This window comes from Pediococcus sp. M21F004, from assembly GCF_051122535.1.
Lineage (GTDB): Bacteria > Bacillota > Bacilli > Lactobacillales > Lactobacillaceae > Pediococcus > Pediococcus inopinatus.
In genome coordinates this window covers 498,454-515,480 of the sequence record NZ_CP177314.1, presented here as the reverse complement: position 1 = coordinate 515,480, position 17,027 = coordinate 498,454, and the positions used below count along the sequence as shown (strand labels likewise).

Genomic DNA, 17,027 nt, shown 5'->3' with positions numbered 1-17,027 from the left:
CCACATTTTAAATGAGCAGTCACTAAATAGTTAATAGGCAACAAGGGGTTAAGAGCCTGCCTCGTGATTTGTTGAGTTTTAAGCGATTATGGTATAGTTATTTTCTGAGTTTTTTAAATGGAATCACAATTTACATAGCAATAATTTACGATCATTATATTAAAAGGAGCAAAAGAACAATGCATTTTATTAATAGTCATACTAGCAATATTCGATTGAATTTTATTCTTAAAGCTTTATGTGTAGGCTTAATCACCGGGGTAGTGGTCAGTTCATTTCGGTGGCTGGCTGAATTGGCGGGAAATTTTAGTTTAAGTATTTACAAACAAGTTGGCCAAAACCATTGGCTACTCTTAGTTTTAATTGCATTAGCATTTGTAGTTACGTACATAGTTAGTTTGCTGATGCGGGGTGATCCAAATATTAAAGGTGCCGGTATTCCTCAGGTGGAGTCCCAATTATCTGGATTTATGGAGATGGATTGGCACTCGGTGATTTGGCGCAAATATTTTGCTAGTGTGTTAACAATGAGTACAAGTATTTTTGTTGGTCGTGAAGGCCCATCTGTTCAACTAGGAGCGGCCGTTGGACAAGGACTAGCAGAAACCAGACATTATTCAGCTTCACAGAGACGGATTCTGATTGCAAATGGGGCAGCGGCTGGTCTGGCTGCTGCTTTTAATGCGCCATTAGCTGGGACCTTTTTTGTAATGGAAGAAATTTATCATAATTTTTCACCTTTAGTTTGGATCACATCACTTACCAGCGCATTAAGTGCTAATTTTATTTCACTCTATGTTTTTGGACTGGGACCAGTATTGCCAATTAATTATCAAAATATCTTTCCACTTAGCCATTATTGGCAATTATTATTGTTAGGAATTATTTTGGGATTGGCCAGCCGTCTATATCAGATTGGCCTATTGAAAGTCCCAGGGATGTTCGATCGCATTAAAAAAATTCCCTGGTATTACAAAAGTTTGATTCCGATGTTATTGGTTATCCCAATTGGGGTATTTTTACCAATCACATTAGGAAGTGGTAGTCACGTCGTTTTAAATATTTCTCATGTAATGCCTAGTCTGACCGTTTTACTAATTTTACTTGTTGTTCGATTTGTCTTCGCCATGATTTCGTATGGTGCGGGTGTTGCGGGCGGATTTTTCATGCCTATTTTAGCTGTTGGTGCTTTGATCGGCGCTATTGTTGGCAATCTATTATATAGTGCAAATTTACTTGATTTAGGGTTTGTGAACAACCTGATTATTTTTAGTATGGCGGCATATTTTGCGGGAATTAGTAAGGCCCCGTTTACAGCAATTATGTTGATTACTGAATTAGTAGGAAGTATGCGAAACTTTATGCCACTTGCTTTTGTTGTTTTAATTGCCTATTTGGTTGTTGATTTAACAAATGGGGCTCCAATCTATGAATCACTTGCTGAACGATTAGCCACGTTTAAACAGTTGCCAATTTTTAAAGGTCGTAATGAACAAGTACAAATTCCAGTTTACGCGCAAAGTCTGGCAGAGGACCAACAAGTCAGACGTGTGGAGTGGCCACAAAATAGCATTCTAACGACCATTCGCCGGGGTAGCCATGAAATAGTCCCTAGTGGAGATACATTGATCGTCGCGGGCGATTTATTGATTTTTACAATTCCGAGTGATGCTAGTGGGGAAATCAGGCCCAAATTAATTGCCTTAACCCAGTTTTTGACTGAAAATAGCTAAATATAAGAGGACGAACTTTGGAAATAAAATGCATAACAAAATATAGTGCTGAACATTATAAATTATTATTGACTGCCGATCCAGATCTTCAAATGGTGGAAGGTTATTTACCGAAAAGTATTGGATTTCAGTTGGTTGATGGAGACCAAGTAGTTGGAATTGTGCTTTTAGTGCCAATGAATTCCAAAAAAATTGAGCTGAAAAATATTGCAGTCAGACCCGATTATCAACATAAAGGTCTTGCGCAAAAGCTAATCAAAAATGTTCTTCGGTATGCTAAACAGCACGAATTTAGTGAAATGATTGTGGGTACTGGGAGTACAAGTTTTGAGCAACTTTATCTTTATCAGAAAATGGGTTTTCGTTGCTTTGCAATTCGGGTAGATTTTTTTAGTGATAATTATAAGAAGCCAATTGTAGAAAATGGTTTAAGGCTTCACGATATGATTTTGCTTCGCCAAAAGATTACTAATGATTAATTTATTGACCGAATTATTCTAATAATCTTTTTTCTTTGTTTTTTGAGGAAAGGTGCCGTAAAATAAAAGGCTGTAAGGACTAGGGTTAGTGGAGGCTTGCCATGGAAAACAAATCGGATCCGAGGGTTATTAAAACAAAACGGCAACTTAAAGCGGCACTCATATCTTTGTTAGCCAAGCAAAGTGTGCAGAGCTTGAATATTCAACGAATTACGCAGACCGCTAAAGTGACACGAGGGACCTTTTATCTGCATTACACAGATAAGAAAGATTTCGTTCAAAGAGTCGTTCATGACTTTGTGGAAGACTTTTTTCGGAATTCTTTGGTAGATGCCAAGCCTTTTTTAGAAAGTAAAATTGAAATTTCAGAACACCAAGTTCAAGTGTTTTCTTTGGAGGCAGGATTTAAATACATTGCAACTGAATACCAAACGTTTATGGTTTTGTTTGGTCTGACAGGCGAAAATGAATTTAGTGAAGAAATAAAATCTGAATTTTTACAGTGGTTGAGAAATTTTTCGGAAAAGCTTGATTTAGATTCAAGTTCACAGGAAATACCCAATACTTTAAAAAGAGAATTCGTCATTTCTGGTTTTATAGGATTAATTCAAGATTGGCTGGCCCAAGGAATGATCTATACCCCGCATTTTATCAGTGTCAAAGTTTATGAACTGTTGCATCAGAACAGTTCAGAAAAAATTGATGCGACTGATTTCTTTGTTATTTAAGGTACTGGTTGATTTTCTCGGTTCTTTTTGGTATCATTGTAATGTTGTATTTGTGGCTTCCACAGCTACAACCGCTCGGCTTGAGTTTTAAGTTCTAGAAATAGACACTTAAAGCTGGCGAGTATTAGAAAATGAGGAGGTGCACACTGTGTACGCAATTATTGAAACTGGTGGTAAACAACTTAAGGTTGAACAGGGCCAATCTATTTTTGTTGAAAAGCTCAATGTCAACGAAGGCGATAAGGTTACATTTGACCAAGTCTTATTCGTTGGTGGCGAAGCAACAAAGATTGGTTCACCAATCGTTGATGGCGCAACTGTTAATGGAACTGTTGAAAAACAAGGCAAAGAAAAGAAAGTAACTACTTTCAAGTACAAAGCCAAGAAGAATCAGCATTCTAAGAAGGGTCATCGTCAACCATATACAAAAGTTATGATTGATGCAATTAATGCTTAATTTTGGTGATTACCGATGATCAAAGTAACGATTAAATTGAACAGTAAAACGGGCGTTGAACAATTTAAAATGATTGGACACGCTGATTCTGGTCCGTATGGACAGGATATCGTTTGTGCGGCTGCCTCAGTATTAGCAATTAATACAATTAATAGTATTGAGCAGATTGTTGGTGTAAAACCGGAGACGAGTGAGGATTCTGAAAATGGTGGTTTATTAACCGCTAAATTTTCAGCAGACCATACTCGCGATCAGCTTTTACAAATGCAAGCAATTTTGAGAAGCTTTGTGATTGGTATGAATGATGTTGCAAATAATTATTCACAATTTATAAAAGTGAATATTCAAGAATAAATATTCGGAGGTGTAAAGCTATGTTAATGAATTTACAATTCTTTAGTCATCATAAGGGTGGTGGTTCCACCTCTAATGGTCGTGATTCAGCAGGTCGTCGTTTAGGTACAAAACGTGCTGATGGACAACCCGTTAAGGGCGGTATGATTATCTACCGTCAACGTGGAACACATATTTACCCTGGAACAAACGTTGGTCGTGGAAATGATGACACATTATTTGCATTAACTGACGGTGTTGTGCGTTTCGAACGTAAGGGACGAGACAAGCGTCAAGTTTCTGTTTATCCTGCAGCAGATGCAGAATAGTTTTTAATGTGAAGAATCAGAACAACTGAGTTTTGTTCTGGTTCTTTTTTTGTCAAAAATAGTTTAATTTTGAGATAATCTAAACCTAACTTCGCTTGCTTTTGACCCACTGATATTGCTATAGTTAGGTGTAATGAATTTTGGAGGTAAAAAATATGATTTCGACTTCAGATTTTAAAAATGGTCTAACCATTCAATTCGACGGCGGAATTTGGCGAATTGTTGAATTTCAGCATGTCAAGCCTGGAAAAGGTAGTGCTTTTGTCCGAACAAAGTTAAAGAATTTACGGACGGATGGTGTACAAGAAAAAACATTCCGTGCTGGTGAAAAGATGGAACAGGCTATTATTGAGACAAAGAAAATGCAGTATTTGTACAATGATGGTGAAAATTATGTGTTTATGGATAACAAGACTTACGAGCAATTAGAGATTCCTGGTGATAAGTTAACTGACGAAAAAAATTATCTCATTGAGAATATGGAAGTCAGTGTCATCATGTTTGGAGAAGAAACTTTAGGTGTTGATTTACCAAATACAGTTAATTTAAAGGTTGCTGACACGGAGCCTGGTATTCGAGGCGACACAGCAACTGGTGGAACAAAATCAGCAACTTTGGAGACTGGTTTAACAGTCCAAGTACCGTTTTTTGTTAACCAGGATGACGTGTTAATCATTAATACAACTGATGGGACTTATGTTTCACGAGCATAATTGGTAGGAGGTTTGTAAAATGGCAGAAGATAAATATTTAGCACTGGCAGAGCATAAACCAACTCTGGGTGAGATCAAAATTGCCCCAGAGGTTGTTTCGATTATTGCTGGAATTGCTGTAGGTGAAGTTGCTGGTGTTCATTTGAGTAGCAGTGGCTTGAGCGAAAGTGTCACTTCCTTTTTAACAAGAAATACAAAGGGACAAGGCGTTAAGCTGGGTTTAAGTGAAGGCAAACTTCGAGTAGATGTTTACGTATACTTAGACTACGGTACTTCCGTGCCAGATATAGCTAAGAAAATTCAAAGCAAAGTTAATCAGCAGTTATTGTTTATGACAGAACTTGAGGTTACAGAAGTAAATATTCATGTTGAAGGGATTATCCCGGCTAAAACAACCTCGACAGTGGATCCTGATGATATTTTTGCGGAAAATGATGGTGACGAAAAGTGAGTTTAAATCGACATCAAATTCGAGAAGCTGCTTTTCAAGTTTTATTTGCGTTAGGCAGTAACTCAGACGCTTCGCACGAAGAACTTTATCGACAAGTTTTGGATGGCTATCATGATCAAGAAGAGCCTCCTGCTTACTTAGCACAGTTAGTTGATGGTGTTTTAGAACATCAGGCTGACTTGGATGAAGAAATCAGTAAATATTTAAAGAAAACGTGGTCAATCAAACGGTTGGCACGTACTGATCATCTCATTTTACAAATTGCTTTTTTCGAAATTAATTATGTAGAAGAGGTTCCTGGCAAAGTAGCTGTTAATGAAGCTTTAGAGTTAGCAAAAAAATATGCTGATGATACTGAGAAGAATTTTATTAATGGTGTGCTTTCAAATAAACTAGATTAACAGAAACCAGAAAAAACAAATTGTTTTTTCTGGTTTTTTCGTATTTTCTATTATGCTAAACTAGGAAGTAAGAATAAACGAAAATGAGGGTACGCGATGACAACTATATTAGATGGAAAAGCACTTGCAGCTAAAACTGATGAAAATACTAAAATTGAAATTCAAGACTTAGCTGATCGTGGAATTATTCCTGGATTAGTTGTTATTTTAGTCGGCCACGATGAAGCTAGTCAGCTTTACGTGCGTAATAAGGATAAACGGGCAAGAAAAATGGGTATCCATTCAGTTGTCAGAAATCTACCAGAGACCATTACTGAAGAAGAGTTAATTCAAATTATTCATTCATACAATGCGGATCCAACGATTAATGCAATTTTAGTGCAGTTACCTTTGCCAGCACACATAAATGAGTTCCATGTTACGACGGCAATTGCTCCACAAAAAGATGCAGACGGTTTTCACCCGGTAAATCTTGGTAAACTAATTGTGAATCGGACTGAACAGACCCCTATTGCGTGCACACCAGCGGGTATTATGAAGTTTTTTAAAGCATATCATATTTCTTTAGACGGGAAAAAAGCGGTCGTTGTTGGAAGAAGCACCATCGTTGGGAAACCGATGGCAGCCCTGTTAGTTAATGCTAATGCGACGGTAACCATTGCTCACAGTCATACCAAAAAACTTTCCGAACTAACACAAGAGGCTGATATTTTAGTGGTAGCGGTTGGAGTTGCTCACTTTATTAAAGCAGTCGATGTTAAGAATGGTGCTGTAGTCATTGATGTTGGGATGGATCGTGATGCCCAACATAAACTAGTTGGCGATGTTGATTTTGACGAGGTTAAAAATAAAGCTGCTTATATCACCCCAGTTCCGCGCGGTGTGGGTCCAATGACAATTAGTATGTTAATGGCCCAAACAGTTTCCTTAACTAAGTGGAGTAGCGAACAAAATGGATAAAGAAAATTATTTGACGGTAACAGCACTCACAAAGTATATTAAACGTAAATTTGAAGTGGATCCTTATCTAGGTCGGATTTATTTAGTTGGAGAAATATCTAATTTACGCATTCGACCCCATGCACATCAGTATTTTAGCTTAAAAGACGATCAAGCTAAAATAAGTGCCATTATGTTTAAATCTGCGTTTGAAAAAGTAAAATTTACCCCTGAAACAGGAATGAAAGTTTTAGTCACAGGACGAATTTCTGTTTATGAGGCAACTGGTAGTTATCAAATTTATATTGATAGTATGCAGCCAGATGGGGTTGGAGCTTTATATCAGGCCTATGAGCAACTAAAGAAAAAGCTTAGTACTGAAGGATTATTTACAGCACCAAAGCAATCACTAGTGAGGTATCCCAAACGAATTGCAGTTGTGACTAGTCCGTCTGGGGCAGTCATTCGAGATATTATTACGACAACTCGGCGCCGTTTTCCAATTGCCCAGCTTGTTTTATTTCCTGCCCAAGTTCAGGGGACAGAGGCGGCTAAAGAGATTGCCGCGCGAATTCAACAAGTGAATAAAATTGGAAATTTTGATACGCTTATTATTGGACGTGGGGGCGGTTCAATTGAAGATTTATGGCCGTTTAATGAAGAAGTGGTTGCTCGGGCAATTTTTGAAAGTCAAATTCCAATTATATCTTCGGTGGGTCACGAAACAGATACAACCATTGCGGATCTTGTGGCAGACGTTCGAGCTGCAACACCAACTGCAGCTGCTGAATTAGCAACACCGGTGTTAAGTGAAGAAATATTGTATCTCACGCAGCGGCGTACAAGAATTTTTAACGCGTTTATGAATCAGCTAAAAAAAGAGCGCCAAAGCCTAAATCGGTTGAATCAGTCCTACGTATTTCAAGATCCTCGGCGATTGTATGAAGGCTATATTCAAAATGTGGATTACTTAAATGATAAGTTGAAGCAAGATATGTTAACCACTTTGAATCGTTATGAGAATCAATGGACAAAAATTAATCAACGCCTTTATTTAAATACACCGCTGAACCGAATTAAACAAAATGAACAATTGGTCAATAATCTCCAAGTAAGATTAACCAGGGCAATTCAGGCTGTTTTTACTGCCAAAGAAACCCAGTTGCAGCATTCAATTACTTCATTAGATTATCTGAGCCCTCTAAAAATTATGGGGCGTGGTTACAGTTATGTAACCAAAAAGGATCGAGTTGTGAAACAGGTTTCAGAGTTACAAATTAATACGGAAATTGAACTGCACCTGAGTGACGGGACAGCTCAAGCAAAAATAACTGCTATAAAAGATGGAGGATTAAATAATGACTGAAAAACCAACTTTTGAAGAAAATTTAAAATCACTAGATGAAATTGTCACTAATTTAGAAAAAGGTGATGTTCCGTTGGAAAAGGCTTTAAATGAATTTAAGCATGGTGTGACCTTGAGCAAGGATTTGCAGGATACATTACAAAATGCGGAAAAAACCTTAACTAAAATGATGAGCGAAGATGGACAAGAGGTACCGTTCGAAACACCAGCGCCAACTGCAGAGGCCAATAAAACCAATGAGTAATCCAATAACCAAAAACTTTGTCCAAGAAAACACGATATTACTAAATAAGTATTTAAAGGAAAACTTAGCTACTGACATTTCGAATGAACAATTACGGGCAGCTATGCAATATTCCGTTTTGGCAGGGGGAAAAAGGTTGCGGCCCATTCTCTTATTAGCGATGGTTAAAACTTTTGGTGGGCCATTGAACAATGACATATTGAGAGTCGCCGCTTCTTTAGAGTTGCTCCATACTTATTCTTTAATTCACGACGACTTACCCGCTATGGACAACGATGATTTACGTCGCGGCATGCCCACTAATCACAAAAAATATGGTGAAGCATTGGCTATTTTGGCTGGTGATGGTTTATTAACTTTGGCGTTTGAATGGGTAGCGACAACCGGCCTAGATGCTGCGGTGACTACGCGTTTAACGAAGAGTCTAGCGCAAGCTGCAGGACCGTCTGGAATGGTGGCCGGGCAGGCTAGTGATGTTTTGGGTGAAAATGAGCGGTTAACCTTTGAGCAATTAAAACAGTTGCATCGGCAAAAAACAGGTGCACTGATTACATATACCGCACAAGCTGCAAATGCTATTATGAATCCAAGTCTTGAAAATCAGCAATTTTTGCTTCAATTTGCCGAGAATTTTGGGTTGGCATTTCAGATCTACGATGATCTAGAAGATGTACTGGGCTCTACACAGGCATTGGGAAAAGCGGTTCATAAAGATGCTGGTGAACATAAAAATACCTATCCAGGACTAAGAGGAACACCGCAAGCAATTCTTGATTTGAAGCAGTGTGTCCAGGCGTGTCAGCAGGCGCTTGTAAATCTTCAAAAAAATCGGGTTTCAACAGAATTATTACAAGGATTTTTGACTTACTTTCAGGTAGATGAGGAAGAAAAATGAAAAAAGAACGGGTAGATGTATTATTGGTTTCGCAGGGATTGTTTGAGACACGAGAAAAAGCAAAGCGGGCAGTGATGGCCGGTGAAATTTTAGGAGAAAATGAAGAACGTTTAGATAAGCCCGGAAGCAAAATTCCAGTAGAAACAGAACTTCATTTTAAAGGGAAACCAATGCCTTATGTTAGTCGTGGTGGTTTGAAGTTAGAAAAGGCGTTAAAAGTTTTTAAAATTAGTGTCCAAGATAAAATTGTTTTAGATATTGGCTCTTCTACGGGTGGATTTACGGATGTCATGCTACAAAATGGTGCCCAATTGAGCTATGCTCTAGATGTTGGCACAAATCAGTTAGTTTGGAAGCTTCGCGAAGATCCTCGGGTTGTGGTGATGGAAAATACTAATTTCAGATATGCTAAATTAACTGATTTTACGCATGGCCAGCCTGAGTTTGCTTCGATTGATGTTTCTTTTATTTCACTAAAATTAATATTGCCCGCTTTAAAAGATATAATCAAATCTAACGGTGGGGTAGTTGCTTTAATAAAACCCCAGTTTGAAGCGGGAAAAGACAAGGTCGGAAAACATGGTATTATTCATGATCCTAAAGTTCATGAAGAAGTTTTGACGAATACACTCAATATGGCAGTTGAAAATGGGTATAATGTGGTAGGCTTAGATTTCTCACCGATCAAAGGTGGAGAGGGCAATATCGAATTTCTCATGCACATTGTTGCCACTGATGGGGAAGCAAAAATTGATGAGTCTGTTTCAATTAAGAAAACTTTGGAATCTGCTTATGCACAATTAAATCAGACCAAAGAGGATTAGCAAGGGGTCAACCAGTATGAAAAAAAGTGAACGGCAGCAGCATGTTCGGGACATATTAACGCAAAATGATGTGCAAACACAAGAAGAATTAGTTACGTATTTGAATAAAAGTGGTATTCAGGTAACTCAGGCAACCATTTCTCGTGATATTCGAGACATGCAGTTGATTAAGTTACCATCTCAAAATGGGGGTTACCATTATGCGTTACCACCAAAAAAAGATGAGAATATTAAATTACGGTTGGCACGAACGCTTAAAGAGTCTGTAAAAAAAATGACGAGCAACGCAACGTTCATATTTCTTGAAGTACAACCCGGAAGTGGACCTGTAATTGCCAGTTTATTAAATCAATTGAATAGTGATGATATTTTAGGTGCCATTAGCGATGATGGGTCTGTTTTAATTGTCACCAACAGTGTTGAAGGCGTGGAAAACATCAAACAATTGATTACAACGATGCGTTTAGAGTGATTATGTGAAGTTAGAAACTTACATGAGGTGAAAAAATGCTGCAAGAATTGGTGATTCGAAATTTCGCAATTATTGAAAAACTAAATATCGAATTTAATTCAGGAATGACTGTTTTGACTGGTGAAACTGGGGCCGGAAAGTCAATCATTATTGATGCTGTGGGTTTATTAGCGGGTGGGAGAGGTTCTACTGACTTCATTCGTAAAGGAACCAAAAAAGCTGTTTTGCAGGGCATGTTTAGTCTGGATAAAAATAGAGAAACATTAGAATTGTTGGACCAGTATGGAATTGAACATGCTGATCCTACGCTTATTTTACAGCGAGAAATTCAAGCAAGTGGGCGCAATGTCTGTCGCGTCAATGGGTCGTTAGTTAACACCACAATCCTAAAACAAGTTGGAGAGACTCTAATTGATATCCATGGACAAAATGAGCATCAAGAATTAATGCAAGCTGATAAGCATTTAGGCATGCTGGATGAGTATGCTCGCGTTGAAGTCCAGCCACTGTTGAAAAGTTATCAAGCTTACTTTGAACGTTACCAAGTTTTGAGAAAAAAGTTTGATCAAAAAAAAGCACATGAAAAAGAATGGGTCCAACGCGTAGATATGCTTAAATTTCAAGTTAAAGAAATCGAGGACGCTAATCTTCAAAGTGGAGAAGAAGAGCAACTTAATTCTGAAAAAGAGCATTTGGAAAACTTCCAGAAGATCAACAGTGCTCTTCAAGCCGCTCAGCTTGCTTTAGAAAGCGCTGAGGAGACTCCTGGGGCAATTGATCGGACCGGTGAGGCAATGAACGGTCTGCGTGAAATTGAAGAGCTAGATGATCATTATAAAGCAATTTCTGAAGTAGTTGCTTCAGCCTATTACCAACTGCAAGATGCGGCTAGTGAAATTAGTGGTGAGTTAGATGGCATGGAATGGGATGAAGGGCGTTTAGACCAAATTGAAAAACGTTTGGAAGAAATTTATCAATTGAAAAGAAAATATGGCGATACAGTTGATCAAATTTTAAAGTATGATCAGAAAGTCTCTGAAGAGTTACATAATATGATTGATTTAGAATCAGACGAGGGACAAATGGAAGTTCAGTTGGATGAACTGAAAACTAAGTTGGAAAAGCTAGCCCATCAATTGACCGCCGCACGCAAAAAAGCGGCTCAACAATTGAAGCGTGATGTTCATGAACAATTAAAACAGTTGTATATGGACAAGGCGGAATTTGAGGTTCATTTTGACACGACTCAGCCTACAAAGTTTAAAACAAGTGGTGTTGATAGTGTGGAATTTTATTTGCGGACCAATCCTGGTGAAAAAATGGGGCCTTTAACACGAATTGCATCTGGTGGTGAACTTTCGCGAATTATGTTGGCTTTGAAAACAATTTTTGCTAAGTCACAGGGAGTTACTAGTATCATATTTGATGAAGTTGATACAGGTGTTAGCGGGCGTGTTGCCCAGGCAATCGCCGAAAAAATAAAACTAATTGCAAGTTATTCTCAAGTTCTATGTATTACCCACTTACCCCAGGTTGCAGCTGAGGCCGACCATCAATTCTTTGTCTCCAAAACGGTCAAAGATGGTCGCACAGAAACTGATTTAAGTTATCTAAATGATGAGGGGCGGGTACAAGAGTTAGCTAGAATGTTGGCAGGGAGTACCGTAACTAAATTAAGTATTCAACACGCAAAAGAACTTCTTAAGATGGCCCATTCTTAAAAAGTTCTTTTTTGTATCTAAAAGGTAACTTTTTAGCATAAATTATCAATAGTGGTTAATCGTAACATTTGCAGAAAGTGGTCAATGTACGATAACATAATCCTATTTGTACTTGAAATTGAATGGAGTTGACGTATGTGTTTTTAGAAATGAAACATCTTTCTAAAGTGTACGGTGGAAAAAAAGCCGTAGATGATTTTAATCTTGACGTAAAAAAGGGTGAGTTTATTTGTTTTATTGGAACTTCTGGTTCAGGTAAGACAACTACAATGAGAATGATTAACCGAATGTTAAATCCGACATCTGGTTCGATAAAATTAGAAGGTGAAGACATTTTAAAAGCTGATCCTGTGAAACTACGTCGCAGAATTGGGTATGTGATTCAAAATGTTGGGCTAATGCCTCATATGACAATTCGGGATAACATTACACTTGTGCCCAAATTACTTAAATGGTCTGATGAGAAAAGAGCTGAACGGGCAAAAGAAATGATAAAGATGGTTGAATTACCTGAAGAATATTTAGATCGCTATCCTTCAGAATTATCAGGTGGTCAGCAGCAAAGAATTGGTGTTGTGAGAGCTTTGGCAGCTGATCAGGATCTGGTTTTGATGGATGAACCTTTTGGGGCCTTGGATCCAATTACGCGTGAATCACTGCAAGATTTTGTTCAAGATTTGCAGAAACGCTTAGGTAAAACGCTAGTCTTTGTAACGCATGATATGGATGAAGCTTTGAAATTGGCTACTCGGATTGTGGTTATGAGTCATGGAAAGATGGTCCAAGTAGCCACACCAGACGAAATTTTACGTCATCCAGCAAATGAATTTGTCGAAAACTTGATTGGAAAAGATCGTTTAATCCAAGCACGACCAAGTATCACGACTGTTGGTCAGGTTATGTATAACAACGCCGTTTCAATTACGCCAGGTCGGTCTTTGAAAGAGGCATTGAAGTTGATGCATGAAAAACGAGTCGATACGTTATTGGTTACAGATGACTCGGGAGTTCTGAAGGGTTATGTAGATATTGAACAAATTGATTACAACTACAATACGGCAACCAGTGTTGATGATGTCATGACTCGGAAAGTTTTCTATGTTCATGAAAATTCAATTATTCGTGACACTGTCGAAAGAATTTTAAAACGGGGATACAAAAACGTTCCCGTTGTAGATGAAAACAAGAAATTAGTTGGAATTGTGACGCGAGCCTCTCTGGTTGATATTGTGTACGATGCTTTATGGGGTGAAACAGATCCTTCAACTCATGAAGATTCGAAAGATGCGGCTGCTTCAACAAAGGTGGGTGACGGCCAAGTATGATTACTTTCATTCAACAATATGGTGGCCAGTTATTGTATAAAATCTGGCAGCATATTTACATTTCAGGAATTTCACTCGGACTAGGGATCTTAGTTGCCGTTCCGCTAGGTGTTTTATTGACGCGGATGAAAAAAGGATCTGGGATTATCATTGAGATCGCTAGTGTGCTTCAAACAATTCCGGCCCTTGCGCTCTTAGCGATGATGATTCCCTTATTTGGGATTGGTGCCATTCCGGCGATTGTTGCGTTATTTATTTATTCTTTGTTGCCAATTTTAAGAAACACCTATTTAGGAATTAAAGGTGTGGATCCTAGTTTAAAAGATGCTGCAAAAGGAATGGGTATGACTAGTCTCCAATCAGTTATCAAATTAGAATTGCCAATGGCTGTGCCGGTTATTATGAGTGGAATTCGTTTGTCAGCAACGTATGTGATTGCTTGGACCGCTTTGGCTTCATACATTGGTGCTGGTGGTCTTGGTGACTTTATTTTTAATGGTCTCAATTTATATCGTACAGATTTAATTTTGGGCGGTTCCATTCCGGTTATTTTGTTGGCTTTATTGGTTGATTGGTTATTGGGAAAACTAGAAGTTTGGTTGACACCAACAACAACGACTGCAAAATCATAGGAGGGGGATCACAATGAAAAAAATATCACGATTTTTTAGAGTTGGCATTTTAATGTTGATTTCGACCCTTTTGTTGAGCGGTTGTGGGTTTCCAGGACTGAATTCTTCCTCTAAAGATACTGTTCGAATTACGGCTCAGAATACAACGGAGCAGCAAATTATGGCTTATATGATTGCAGACTTGATTGAACACGATACTAATTTAAAAACGACACTCATCAATAACTTGGGTTCAGGAACAGTGAGCTTTCAGGCAGTTAAAAATGGGAATGCTGACATTTCGGCAATTCGTTATAACGGAACTGACTTAACTACGATTTTTAATCGGGATCCAATTACAAATTCAAAAAAATCTAGCGAAACAGTCCGTAAAATTTACAAAAATAAATATCATATGACTTATTTTCCAACCTATGGTTTTGCTGATACCTATGCGTTTATGGTGACGGGAAAATTGGCTCGAAAAGAGAATTTAGAAAGTGTTAGTGATTTAAAAAAACTGGCGCCTAATATGACAGTCGGTGCTGACCAAATCTGGACTAACCGAAAGGGCGATGGGTATGCTGGTTTTTCTCAAGCTTATGGTTTCCAGTTCAAAAAGGTTTACCCAATGCAAATTGGATTAGTATATAGTGCTGTTCAATCAGGAAAAATGAATGCTGTTTTAGGTTATTCAACTGATGGGCGGATCAAAAGTTACGACTTAAAAGTTTTGAAAGATAATAAGAAGTTTTTCCCAGCTTATAATGCTAGTCCCTTAGCAACAGATAAAATTTTAAAAGAACATCCAGAGCTAAAAAAGGTTCTATTAAAATTAAAAGGAAAAATTTCACTCACCACAATGCAAAACTTGAATGCTAAGGTCGATAATCAATTAGTTGAACCACAAGTTGTTGCAAAGCAATATTTAGAGCAACACAACTACTTTGATGGGAAGGATGGTAAATAAAAATGACAAATTTAAATATTTTTCAACAACTGATTTACTATTTTTCTCATAATGGTATGTATGTGTTGGAGCAGTTCAGTCGTCACTTTTTGATTTCAATTTATGGCGTAATATTTGCTGCAATTGTGGGGATTCCTTTAGGGATTCTAATTGCTCGCCATACTAAATTAAGCTCAACAGTAATTGGGATTGCTAACGTGATCCAAACTGTACCGTCGTTAGCTATGCTCTCAATTATTATGTTGGGCTTAGGATTAGGAGTTAATACAGTTATTGCGACCGTATTCTTATACGCATTGTTGCCGATCATCAAAAATACTTACAGTGGGATGCAAAGTGTTGAACCTAGCATCTTAGATTCTGGTAAGGGAATGGGAATGACTCGTTTTCAACTTTTGTATATGGTTGAGTTGCCACTTTCTATGTCAGTCATCATGGCTGGAATTCGAAATGCGTTAGTGTTAGCCATTGGAATCACGGCCATTGGAACCTTCGTTGGTGCCGGTGGACTTGGGGATATTATTATACGAGGAACAAACGCCACTAACGGGGGTGCAATTATTTTAGCCGGTGCTTTACCAACGGCTTTAATGGCGATTATCTCTGATTTGGTGTTAGGTTGGTTACAAAACCGTCTGGATCCTGAATACAAGCGATCTAAACAGAATAAATAATTGACCTAGTTAATGCTCAGACGCTTTACAAAGCGAATGTTATGCAATTGAAGTAAATATGTGACGTTTTGATGGCTACGCGATAAAATAAACCGATTTTCAGATACTTCTGTTAAAAAACCAGTGGTTTCATAGACAGCATCAGTCCCATTTATTTGGATAGTAACCAGATAATGATTTTGAACAGCTTGTTTTAAAAAATTGGTTAATTGAAACAGAGGCATTTGAGGTTCGATGCCTTTGAAATTTGGCTCTGAAAAGAGCTTTTGATATGAGTTATATACGAACTTGGATACACCCTTGTTATTGTGTTGTAAATTTTCCATTAATTTCCACCTCGAACGTTTGTTTGCCTCTTCATTATACGAACAAACGTTCACAAATGCAATATTAAATATAAAATATTTTTTAAATCCATAAAAATCGCGTCATAACGTTGATTGGAGCTTGAAAAGACCGATTAAAAAAGCGATAATAGGAGTTACATTATATTTAGGAGATTTTAATTATGGCAAAAAGAGGGATGCTTATCGTTTTATCCGGACCATCTGGGGTTGGTAAGGGAACGGTACGTAAGGCAATCTTTGATCAGGGTGGTAATGATTTTCAGTATTCAATCTCAATGACAACAAGAAAACCTCGCGAAGGCGAAGTAAATGGGGTCGATTATTACTTCGTTTCTAAAGAAGAGTTTGAGCATAATATTGAAACTGGTCAGATGTTAGAGTATGCAAAGTACGTTGATAATTATTACGGAACCCCTTTGAAGTACGTCAATGAAACGTTAGATCGTGGCAAAGATGTTTTCTTAGAAATTGAAGTAAATGGTGCTCTACAAGTAAGAAAACGATCACCAGAAGGAGTTTTCGTATTTTTGACACCACCCGATTTAATGGAGTTAAAACAGCGCATTATAAATCGCGGCACAGAAGATATGGAAACAATCAACAAGCGGATGGAAAAGGCCGTAGAAGAGATTCGAATGATGCAAGACTATGATTTTGCCGTAGTTAATGATAAAGTTGAGAATGCTGTTGAAAGCATTAAAACAATCATAAAAAGTGAACGATTCCGAGTTGCTAGAGTTTTTCCAGAATATGAAGAAATGTTAGGAGATAAATAAAATGATTTTATATCCCTCAGTTGATGATTTATTAGAACGAGTTGATTCACGTTATTCTTTAATTATGTTGGCCAGCAAACGTGCGCATGAACTTGATGCTGGCGCACAGCCTCTTTTGGATAAATATGAATCAACCAAGAGTGTTGGACAGGCGCTTGAAGAAATTGTTGCGGGTGACGTTGTGATCGATCCTGATAAAACCGAATTTTAATGAGTATTTGATGTAAGGCCTGAGAGAA

23 protein-coding genes and 1 other annotated feature are annotated in these 17,027 nt (G+C 37.9%); of the genes, 22 read left to right on the top strand and 1 reads right to left on the bottom strand.

The window, feature by feature from the left end:
* Positions 1-179 precede the first annotated feature (179 nt).
* From ACLHK8_RS02665 to ACLHK8_RS02570, 20 genes are all read left to right on the top strand, one after another.
* Positions 180-1,733: a ClC family H(+)/Cl(-) exchange transporter gene (locus ACLHK8_RS02665; RefSeq protein WP_320531815.1), complete on the top strand. Its 1,554-nt coding sequence runs from the start codon at positions 180-182 to the stop codon at positions 1,731-1,733.
* Between the two features lie 17 nt (positions 1,734-1,750).
* Positions 1,751-2,212: a GNAT family N-acetyltransferase gene (locus tag ACLHK8_RS02660; RefSeq protein ID WP_063697360.1), complete on the top strand. Its 462-nt coding sequence runs from the start codon at positions 1,751-1,753 to the stop codon at positions 2,210-2,212.
* Between the two features lie 101 nt (positions 2,213-2,313).
* Positions 2,314-2,940 carry a TetR/AcrR family transcriptional regulator gene (locus ACLHK8_RS02655; RefSeq protein WP_057772558.1) on the top strand — a complete coding sequence of 209 codons (627 nt, stop codon included), beginning with the start codon at positions 2,314-2,316 and terminating at the stop codon, positions 2,938-2,940.
* A 59-nt stretch (positions 2,941-2,999) separates the two neighbouring features.
* Positions 3,000-3,075: a sequence feature (ribosomal protein L21 leader region), on the top strand.
* Between the two features lie 13 nt (positions 3,076-3,088).
* Entirely contained in the window at positions 3,089-3,397 is a 309-nt protein-coding gene (gene rplU / locus ACLHK8_RS02650) for a 50S ribosomal protein L21 (protein WP_057772560.1), read from the top strand.
* Positions 3,398-3,412: 15 nt separating this feature from the next.
* A complete protein-coding gene (locus ACLHK8_RS02645) occupies positions 3,413-3,751 on the top strand; it encodes a ribosomal-processing cysteine protease Prp (protein WP_057772562.1) in 339 nt (112 codons plus the stop codon).
* Positions 3,752-3,771: 20 nt separating this feature from the next.
* Positions 3,772-4,059, top strand: coding sequence for a 50S ribosomal protein L27 (gene rpmA / locus ACLHK8_RS02640; RefSeq protein WP_057772564.1), 288 nt, complete (start codon positions 3,772-3,774; stop codon positions 4,057-4,059).
* 155 nt (positions 4,060-4,214) lie between these two features.
* Positions 4,215-4,772, top strand: a complete 558-nt coding sequence (gene efp / locus ACLHK8_RS02635) for an elongation factor P (protein ID WP_057772566.1) — start codon at positions 4,215-4,217, stop codon at positions 4,770-4,772.
* A 19-nt stretch (positions 4,773-4,791) separates the two neighbouring features.
* Positions 4,792-5,223: an Asp23/Gls24 family envelope stress response protein gene (locus ACLHK8_RS02630; RefSeq protein WP_057772568.1), complete on the top strand. Its 432-nt coding sequence runs from the start codon at positions 4,792-4,794 to the stop codon at positions 5,221-5,223.
* Positions 5,220-5,624, top strand: a complete 405-nt coding sequence (gene nusB / locus ACLHK8_RS02625; RefSeq protein WP_057772570.1) for a transcription antitermination factor NusB — start codon at positions 5,220-5,222, stop codon at positions 5,622-5,624. Before ACLHK8_RS02630 ends, nusB begins: the two co-directional genes overlap by 4 nt.
* A 96-nt stretch (positions 5,625-5,720) precedes the next feature.
* On the top strand, positions 5,721-6,584 hold the full coding sequence (gene folD, locus ACLHK8_RS02620) for a bifunctional methylenetetrahydrofolate dehydrogenase/methenyltetrahydrofolate cyclohydrolase FolD (RefSeq protein WP_057772572.1): 864 nt from the start codon (positions 5,721-5,723) through the stop codon (positions 6,582-6,584).
* On the top strand, positions 6,577-7,929 hold the full coding sequence (gene xseA / locus ACLHK8_RS02615) for an exodeoxyribonuclease VII large subunit (RefSeq protein ID WP_057772574.1): 1,353 nt from the start codon (positions 6,577-6,579) through the stop codon (positions 7,927-7,929). Before folD ends, xseA begins: the two co-directional genes overlap by 8 nt.
* Positions 7,922-8,173: an exodeoxyribonuclease VII small subunit gene (locus ACLHK8_RS02610; protein WP_063697362.1), complete on the top strand. Its 252-nt coding sequence runs from the start codon at positions 7,922-7,924 to the stop codon at positions 8,171-8,173. Before xseA ends, ACLHK8_RS02610 begins: the two co-directional genes overlap by 8 nt.
* Positions 8,166-9,068, top strand: coding sequence for a polyprenyl synthetase family protein (locus ACLHK8_RS02605; protein ID WP_063697364.1), 903 nt, complete (start codon positions 8,166-8,168; stop codon positions 9,066-9,068). Before ACLHK8_RS02610 ends, ACLHK8_RS02605 begins: the two co-directional genes overlap by 8 nt.
* Positions 9,065-9,892 carry a TlyA family RNA methyltransferase gene (locus tag ACLHK8_RS02600; RefSeq protein ID WP_057772581.1) on the top strand — a complete coding sequence of 276 codons (828 nt, stop codon included), beginning with the start codon at positions 9,065-9,067 and terminating at the stop codon, positions 9,890-9,892. Before ACLHK8_RS02605 ends, ACLHK8_RS02600 begins: the two co-directional genes overlap by 4 nt.
* Before the next feature lie 16 nt (positions 9,893-9,908).
* Entirely contained in the window at positions 9,909-10,364 is a 456-nt protein-coding gene (locus ACLHK8_RS02595; RefSeq protein WP_063697366.1) for an arginine repressor, read from the top strand.
* A gap of 35 nt (positions 10,365-10,399) precedes the next feature.
* A complete protein-coding gene (recN, locus tag ACLHK8_RS02590) occupies positions 10,400-12,085 on the top strand; it encodes a DNA repair protein RecN (RefSeq protein ID WP_063697368.1) in 1,686 nt (561 codons plus the stop codon).
* 149 nt (positions 12,086-12,234) lie between these two features.
* Positions 12,235-13,410 (top strand): betaine/proline/choline family ABC transporter ATP-binding protein, encoded by a 1,176-nt coding sequence (locus ACLHK8_RS02585; RefSeq protein ID WP_063697550.1) that lies wholly within the window; start codon positions 12,235-12,237, stop codon positions 13,408-13,410.
* Complete coding sequence (locus ACLHK8_RS02580; RefSeq protein WP_057772586.1) at positions 13,407-14,042, top strand: ABC transporter permease; 636 nt, start codon at positions 13,407-13,409, stop codon at positions 14,040-14,042. The genes ACLHK8_RS02585 and ACLHK8_RS02580 overlap by 4 nt, the downstream gene beginning before the upstream one ends.
* Before the next feature lie 13 nt (positions 14,043-14,055).
* Positions 14,056-14,991, top strand: a complete 936-nt coding sequence (locus tag ACLHK8_RS02575; protein ID WP_063697374.1) for an osmoprotectant ABC transporter substrate-binding protein — start codon at positions 14,056-14,058, stop codon at positions 14,989-14,991.
* 2 nt (positions 14,992-14,993) lie between these two features.
* On the top strand, positions 14,994-15,665 hold the full coding sequence (locus ACLHK8_RS02570) for an ABC transporter permease (RefSeq protein ID WP_063697376.1): 672 nt from the start codon (positions 14,994-14,996) through the stop codon (positions 15,663-15,665).
* Positions 15,666-15,670: 5 nt separating this feature from the next.
* Here the strand turns inward: ACLHK8_RS02570 and ACLHK8_RS02565 are convergent, their stop codons facing one another.
* A complete protein-coding gene (locus ACLHK8_RS02565) occupies positions 15,671-15,991 on the bottom strand; it encodes a hypothetical protein (RefSeq protein WP_063697378.1) in 321 nt (106 codons plus the stop codon).
* A gap of 182 nt (positions 15,992-16,173) precedes the next feature.
* Between ACLHK8_RS02565 and gmk the strand changes: the two genes are divergently transcribed.
* On the top strand, positions 16,174-16,788 hold the full coding sequence (gmk, locus tag ACLHK8_RS02560) for a guanylate kinase (protein WP_057772592.1): 615 nt from the start codon (positions 16,174-16,176) through the stop codon (positions 16,786-16,788).
* 1 nt (position 16,789) lies between these two features.
* Entirely contained in the window at positions 16,790-16,999 is a 210-nt protein-coding gene (gene rpoZ / locus ACLHK8_RS02555) for a DNA-directed RNA polymerase subunit omega (protein WP_057772594.1), read from the top strand.
* Positions 17,000-17,027: the final 28 nt, after the last annotated feature.

Coding starts and splice junctions, on each gene's coding strand:
- ACLHK8_RS02665 (WP_320531815.1), top strand. CDS start 180: ATGCATTTTATTAATAGTCATACTAGCAATATTCGATTGAATTTTATT.
- ACLHK8_RS02655 (WP_057772558.1), top strand. CDS start 2,314: ATGGAAAACAAATCGGATCCGAGGGTTATTAAAACAAAACGGCAACTT.
- ACLHK8_RS02645 (WP_057772562.1), top strand. CDS start 3,413: ATGATCAAAGTAACGATTAAATTGAACAGTAAAACGGGCGTTGAACAA.
- rpmA (WP_057772564.1), top strand. CDS start 3,772: ATGTTAATGAATTTACAATTCTTTAGTCATCATAAGGGTGGTGGTTCC.
- efp (WP_057772566.1), top strand. CDS start 4,215: ATGATTTCGACTTCAGATTTTAAAAATGGTCTAACCATTCAATTCGAC.
- ACLHK8_RS02630 (WP_057772568.1), top strand. CDS start 4,792: ATGGCAGAAGATAAATATTTAGCACTGGCAGAGCATAAACCAACTCTG.
- folD (WP_057772572.1), top strand. CDS start 5,721: ATGACAACTATATTAGATGGAAAAGCACTTGCAGCTAAAACTGATGAA.
- xseA (WP_057772574.1), top strand. CDS start 6,577: ATGGATAAAGAAAATTATTTGACGGTAACAGCACTCACAAAGTATATT.
- ACLHK8_RS02610 (WP_063697362.1), top strand. CDS start 7,922: ATGACTGAAAAACCAACTTTTGAAGAAAATTTAAAATCACTAGATGAA.
- ACLHK8_RS02605 (WP_063697364.1), top strand. CDS start 8,166: ATGAGTAATCCAATAACCAAAAACTTTGTCCAAGAAAACACGATATTA.
- ACLHK8_RS02600 (WP_057772581.1), top strand. CDS start 9,065: ATGAAAAAAGAACGGGTAGATGTATTATTGGTTTCGCAGGGATTGTTT.
- ACLHK8_RS02595 (WP_063697366.1), top strand. CDS start 9,909: ATGAAAAAAAGTGAACGGCAGCAGCATGTTCGGGACATATTAACGCAA.
- recN (WP_063697368.1), top strand. CDS start 10,400: ATGCTGCAAGAATTGGTGATTCGAAATTTCGCAATTATTGAAAAACTA.
- ACLHK8_RS02585 (WP_063697550.1), top strand. CDS start 12,235: ATGAAACATCTTTCTAAAGTGTACGGTGGAAAAAAAGCCGTAGATGAT.
- ACLHK8_RS02580 (WP_057772586.1), top strand. CDS start 13,407: ATGATTACTTTCATTCAACAATATGGTGGCCAGTTATTGTATAAAATC.
- ACLHK8_RS02575 (WP_063697374.1), top strand. CDS start 14,056: ATGAAAAAAATATCACGATTTTTTAGAGTTGGCATTTTAATGTTGATT.
- ACLHK8_RS02570 (WP_063697376.1), top strand. CDS start 14,994: ATGACAAATTTAAATATTTTTCAACAACTGATTTACTATTTTTCTCAT.
- ACLHK8_RS02565 (WP_063697378.1), bottom strand. CDS start 15,991: ATGGAAAATTTACAACACAATAACAAGGGTGTATCCAAGTTCGTATAT.
- gmk (WP_057772592.1), top strand. CDS start 16,174: ATGGCAAAAAGAGGGATGCTTATCGTTTTATCCGGACCATCTGGGGTT.
- rpoZ (WP_057772594.1), top strand. CDS start 16,790: ATGATTTTATATCCCTCAGTTGATGATTTATTAGAACGAGTTGATTCA.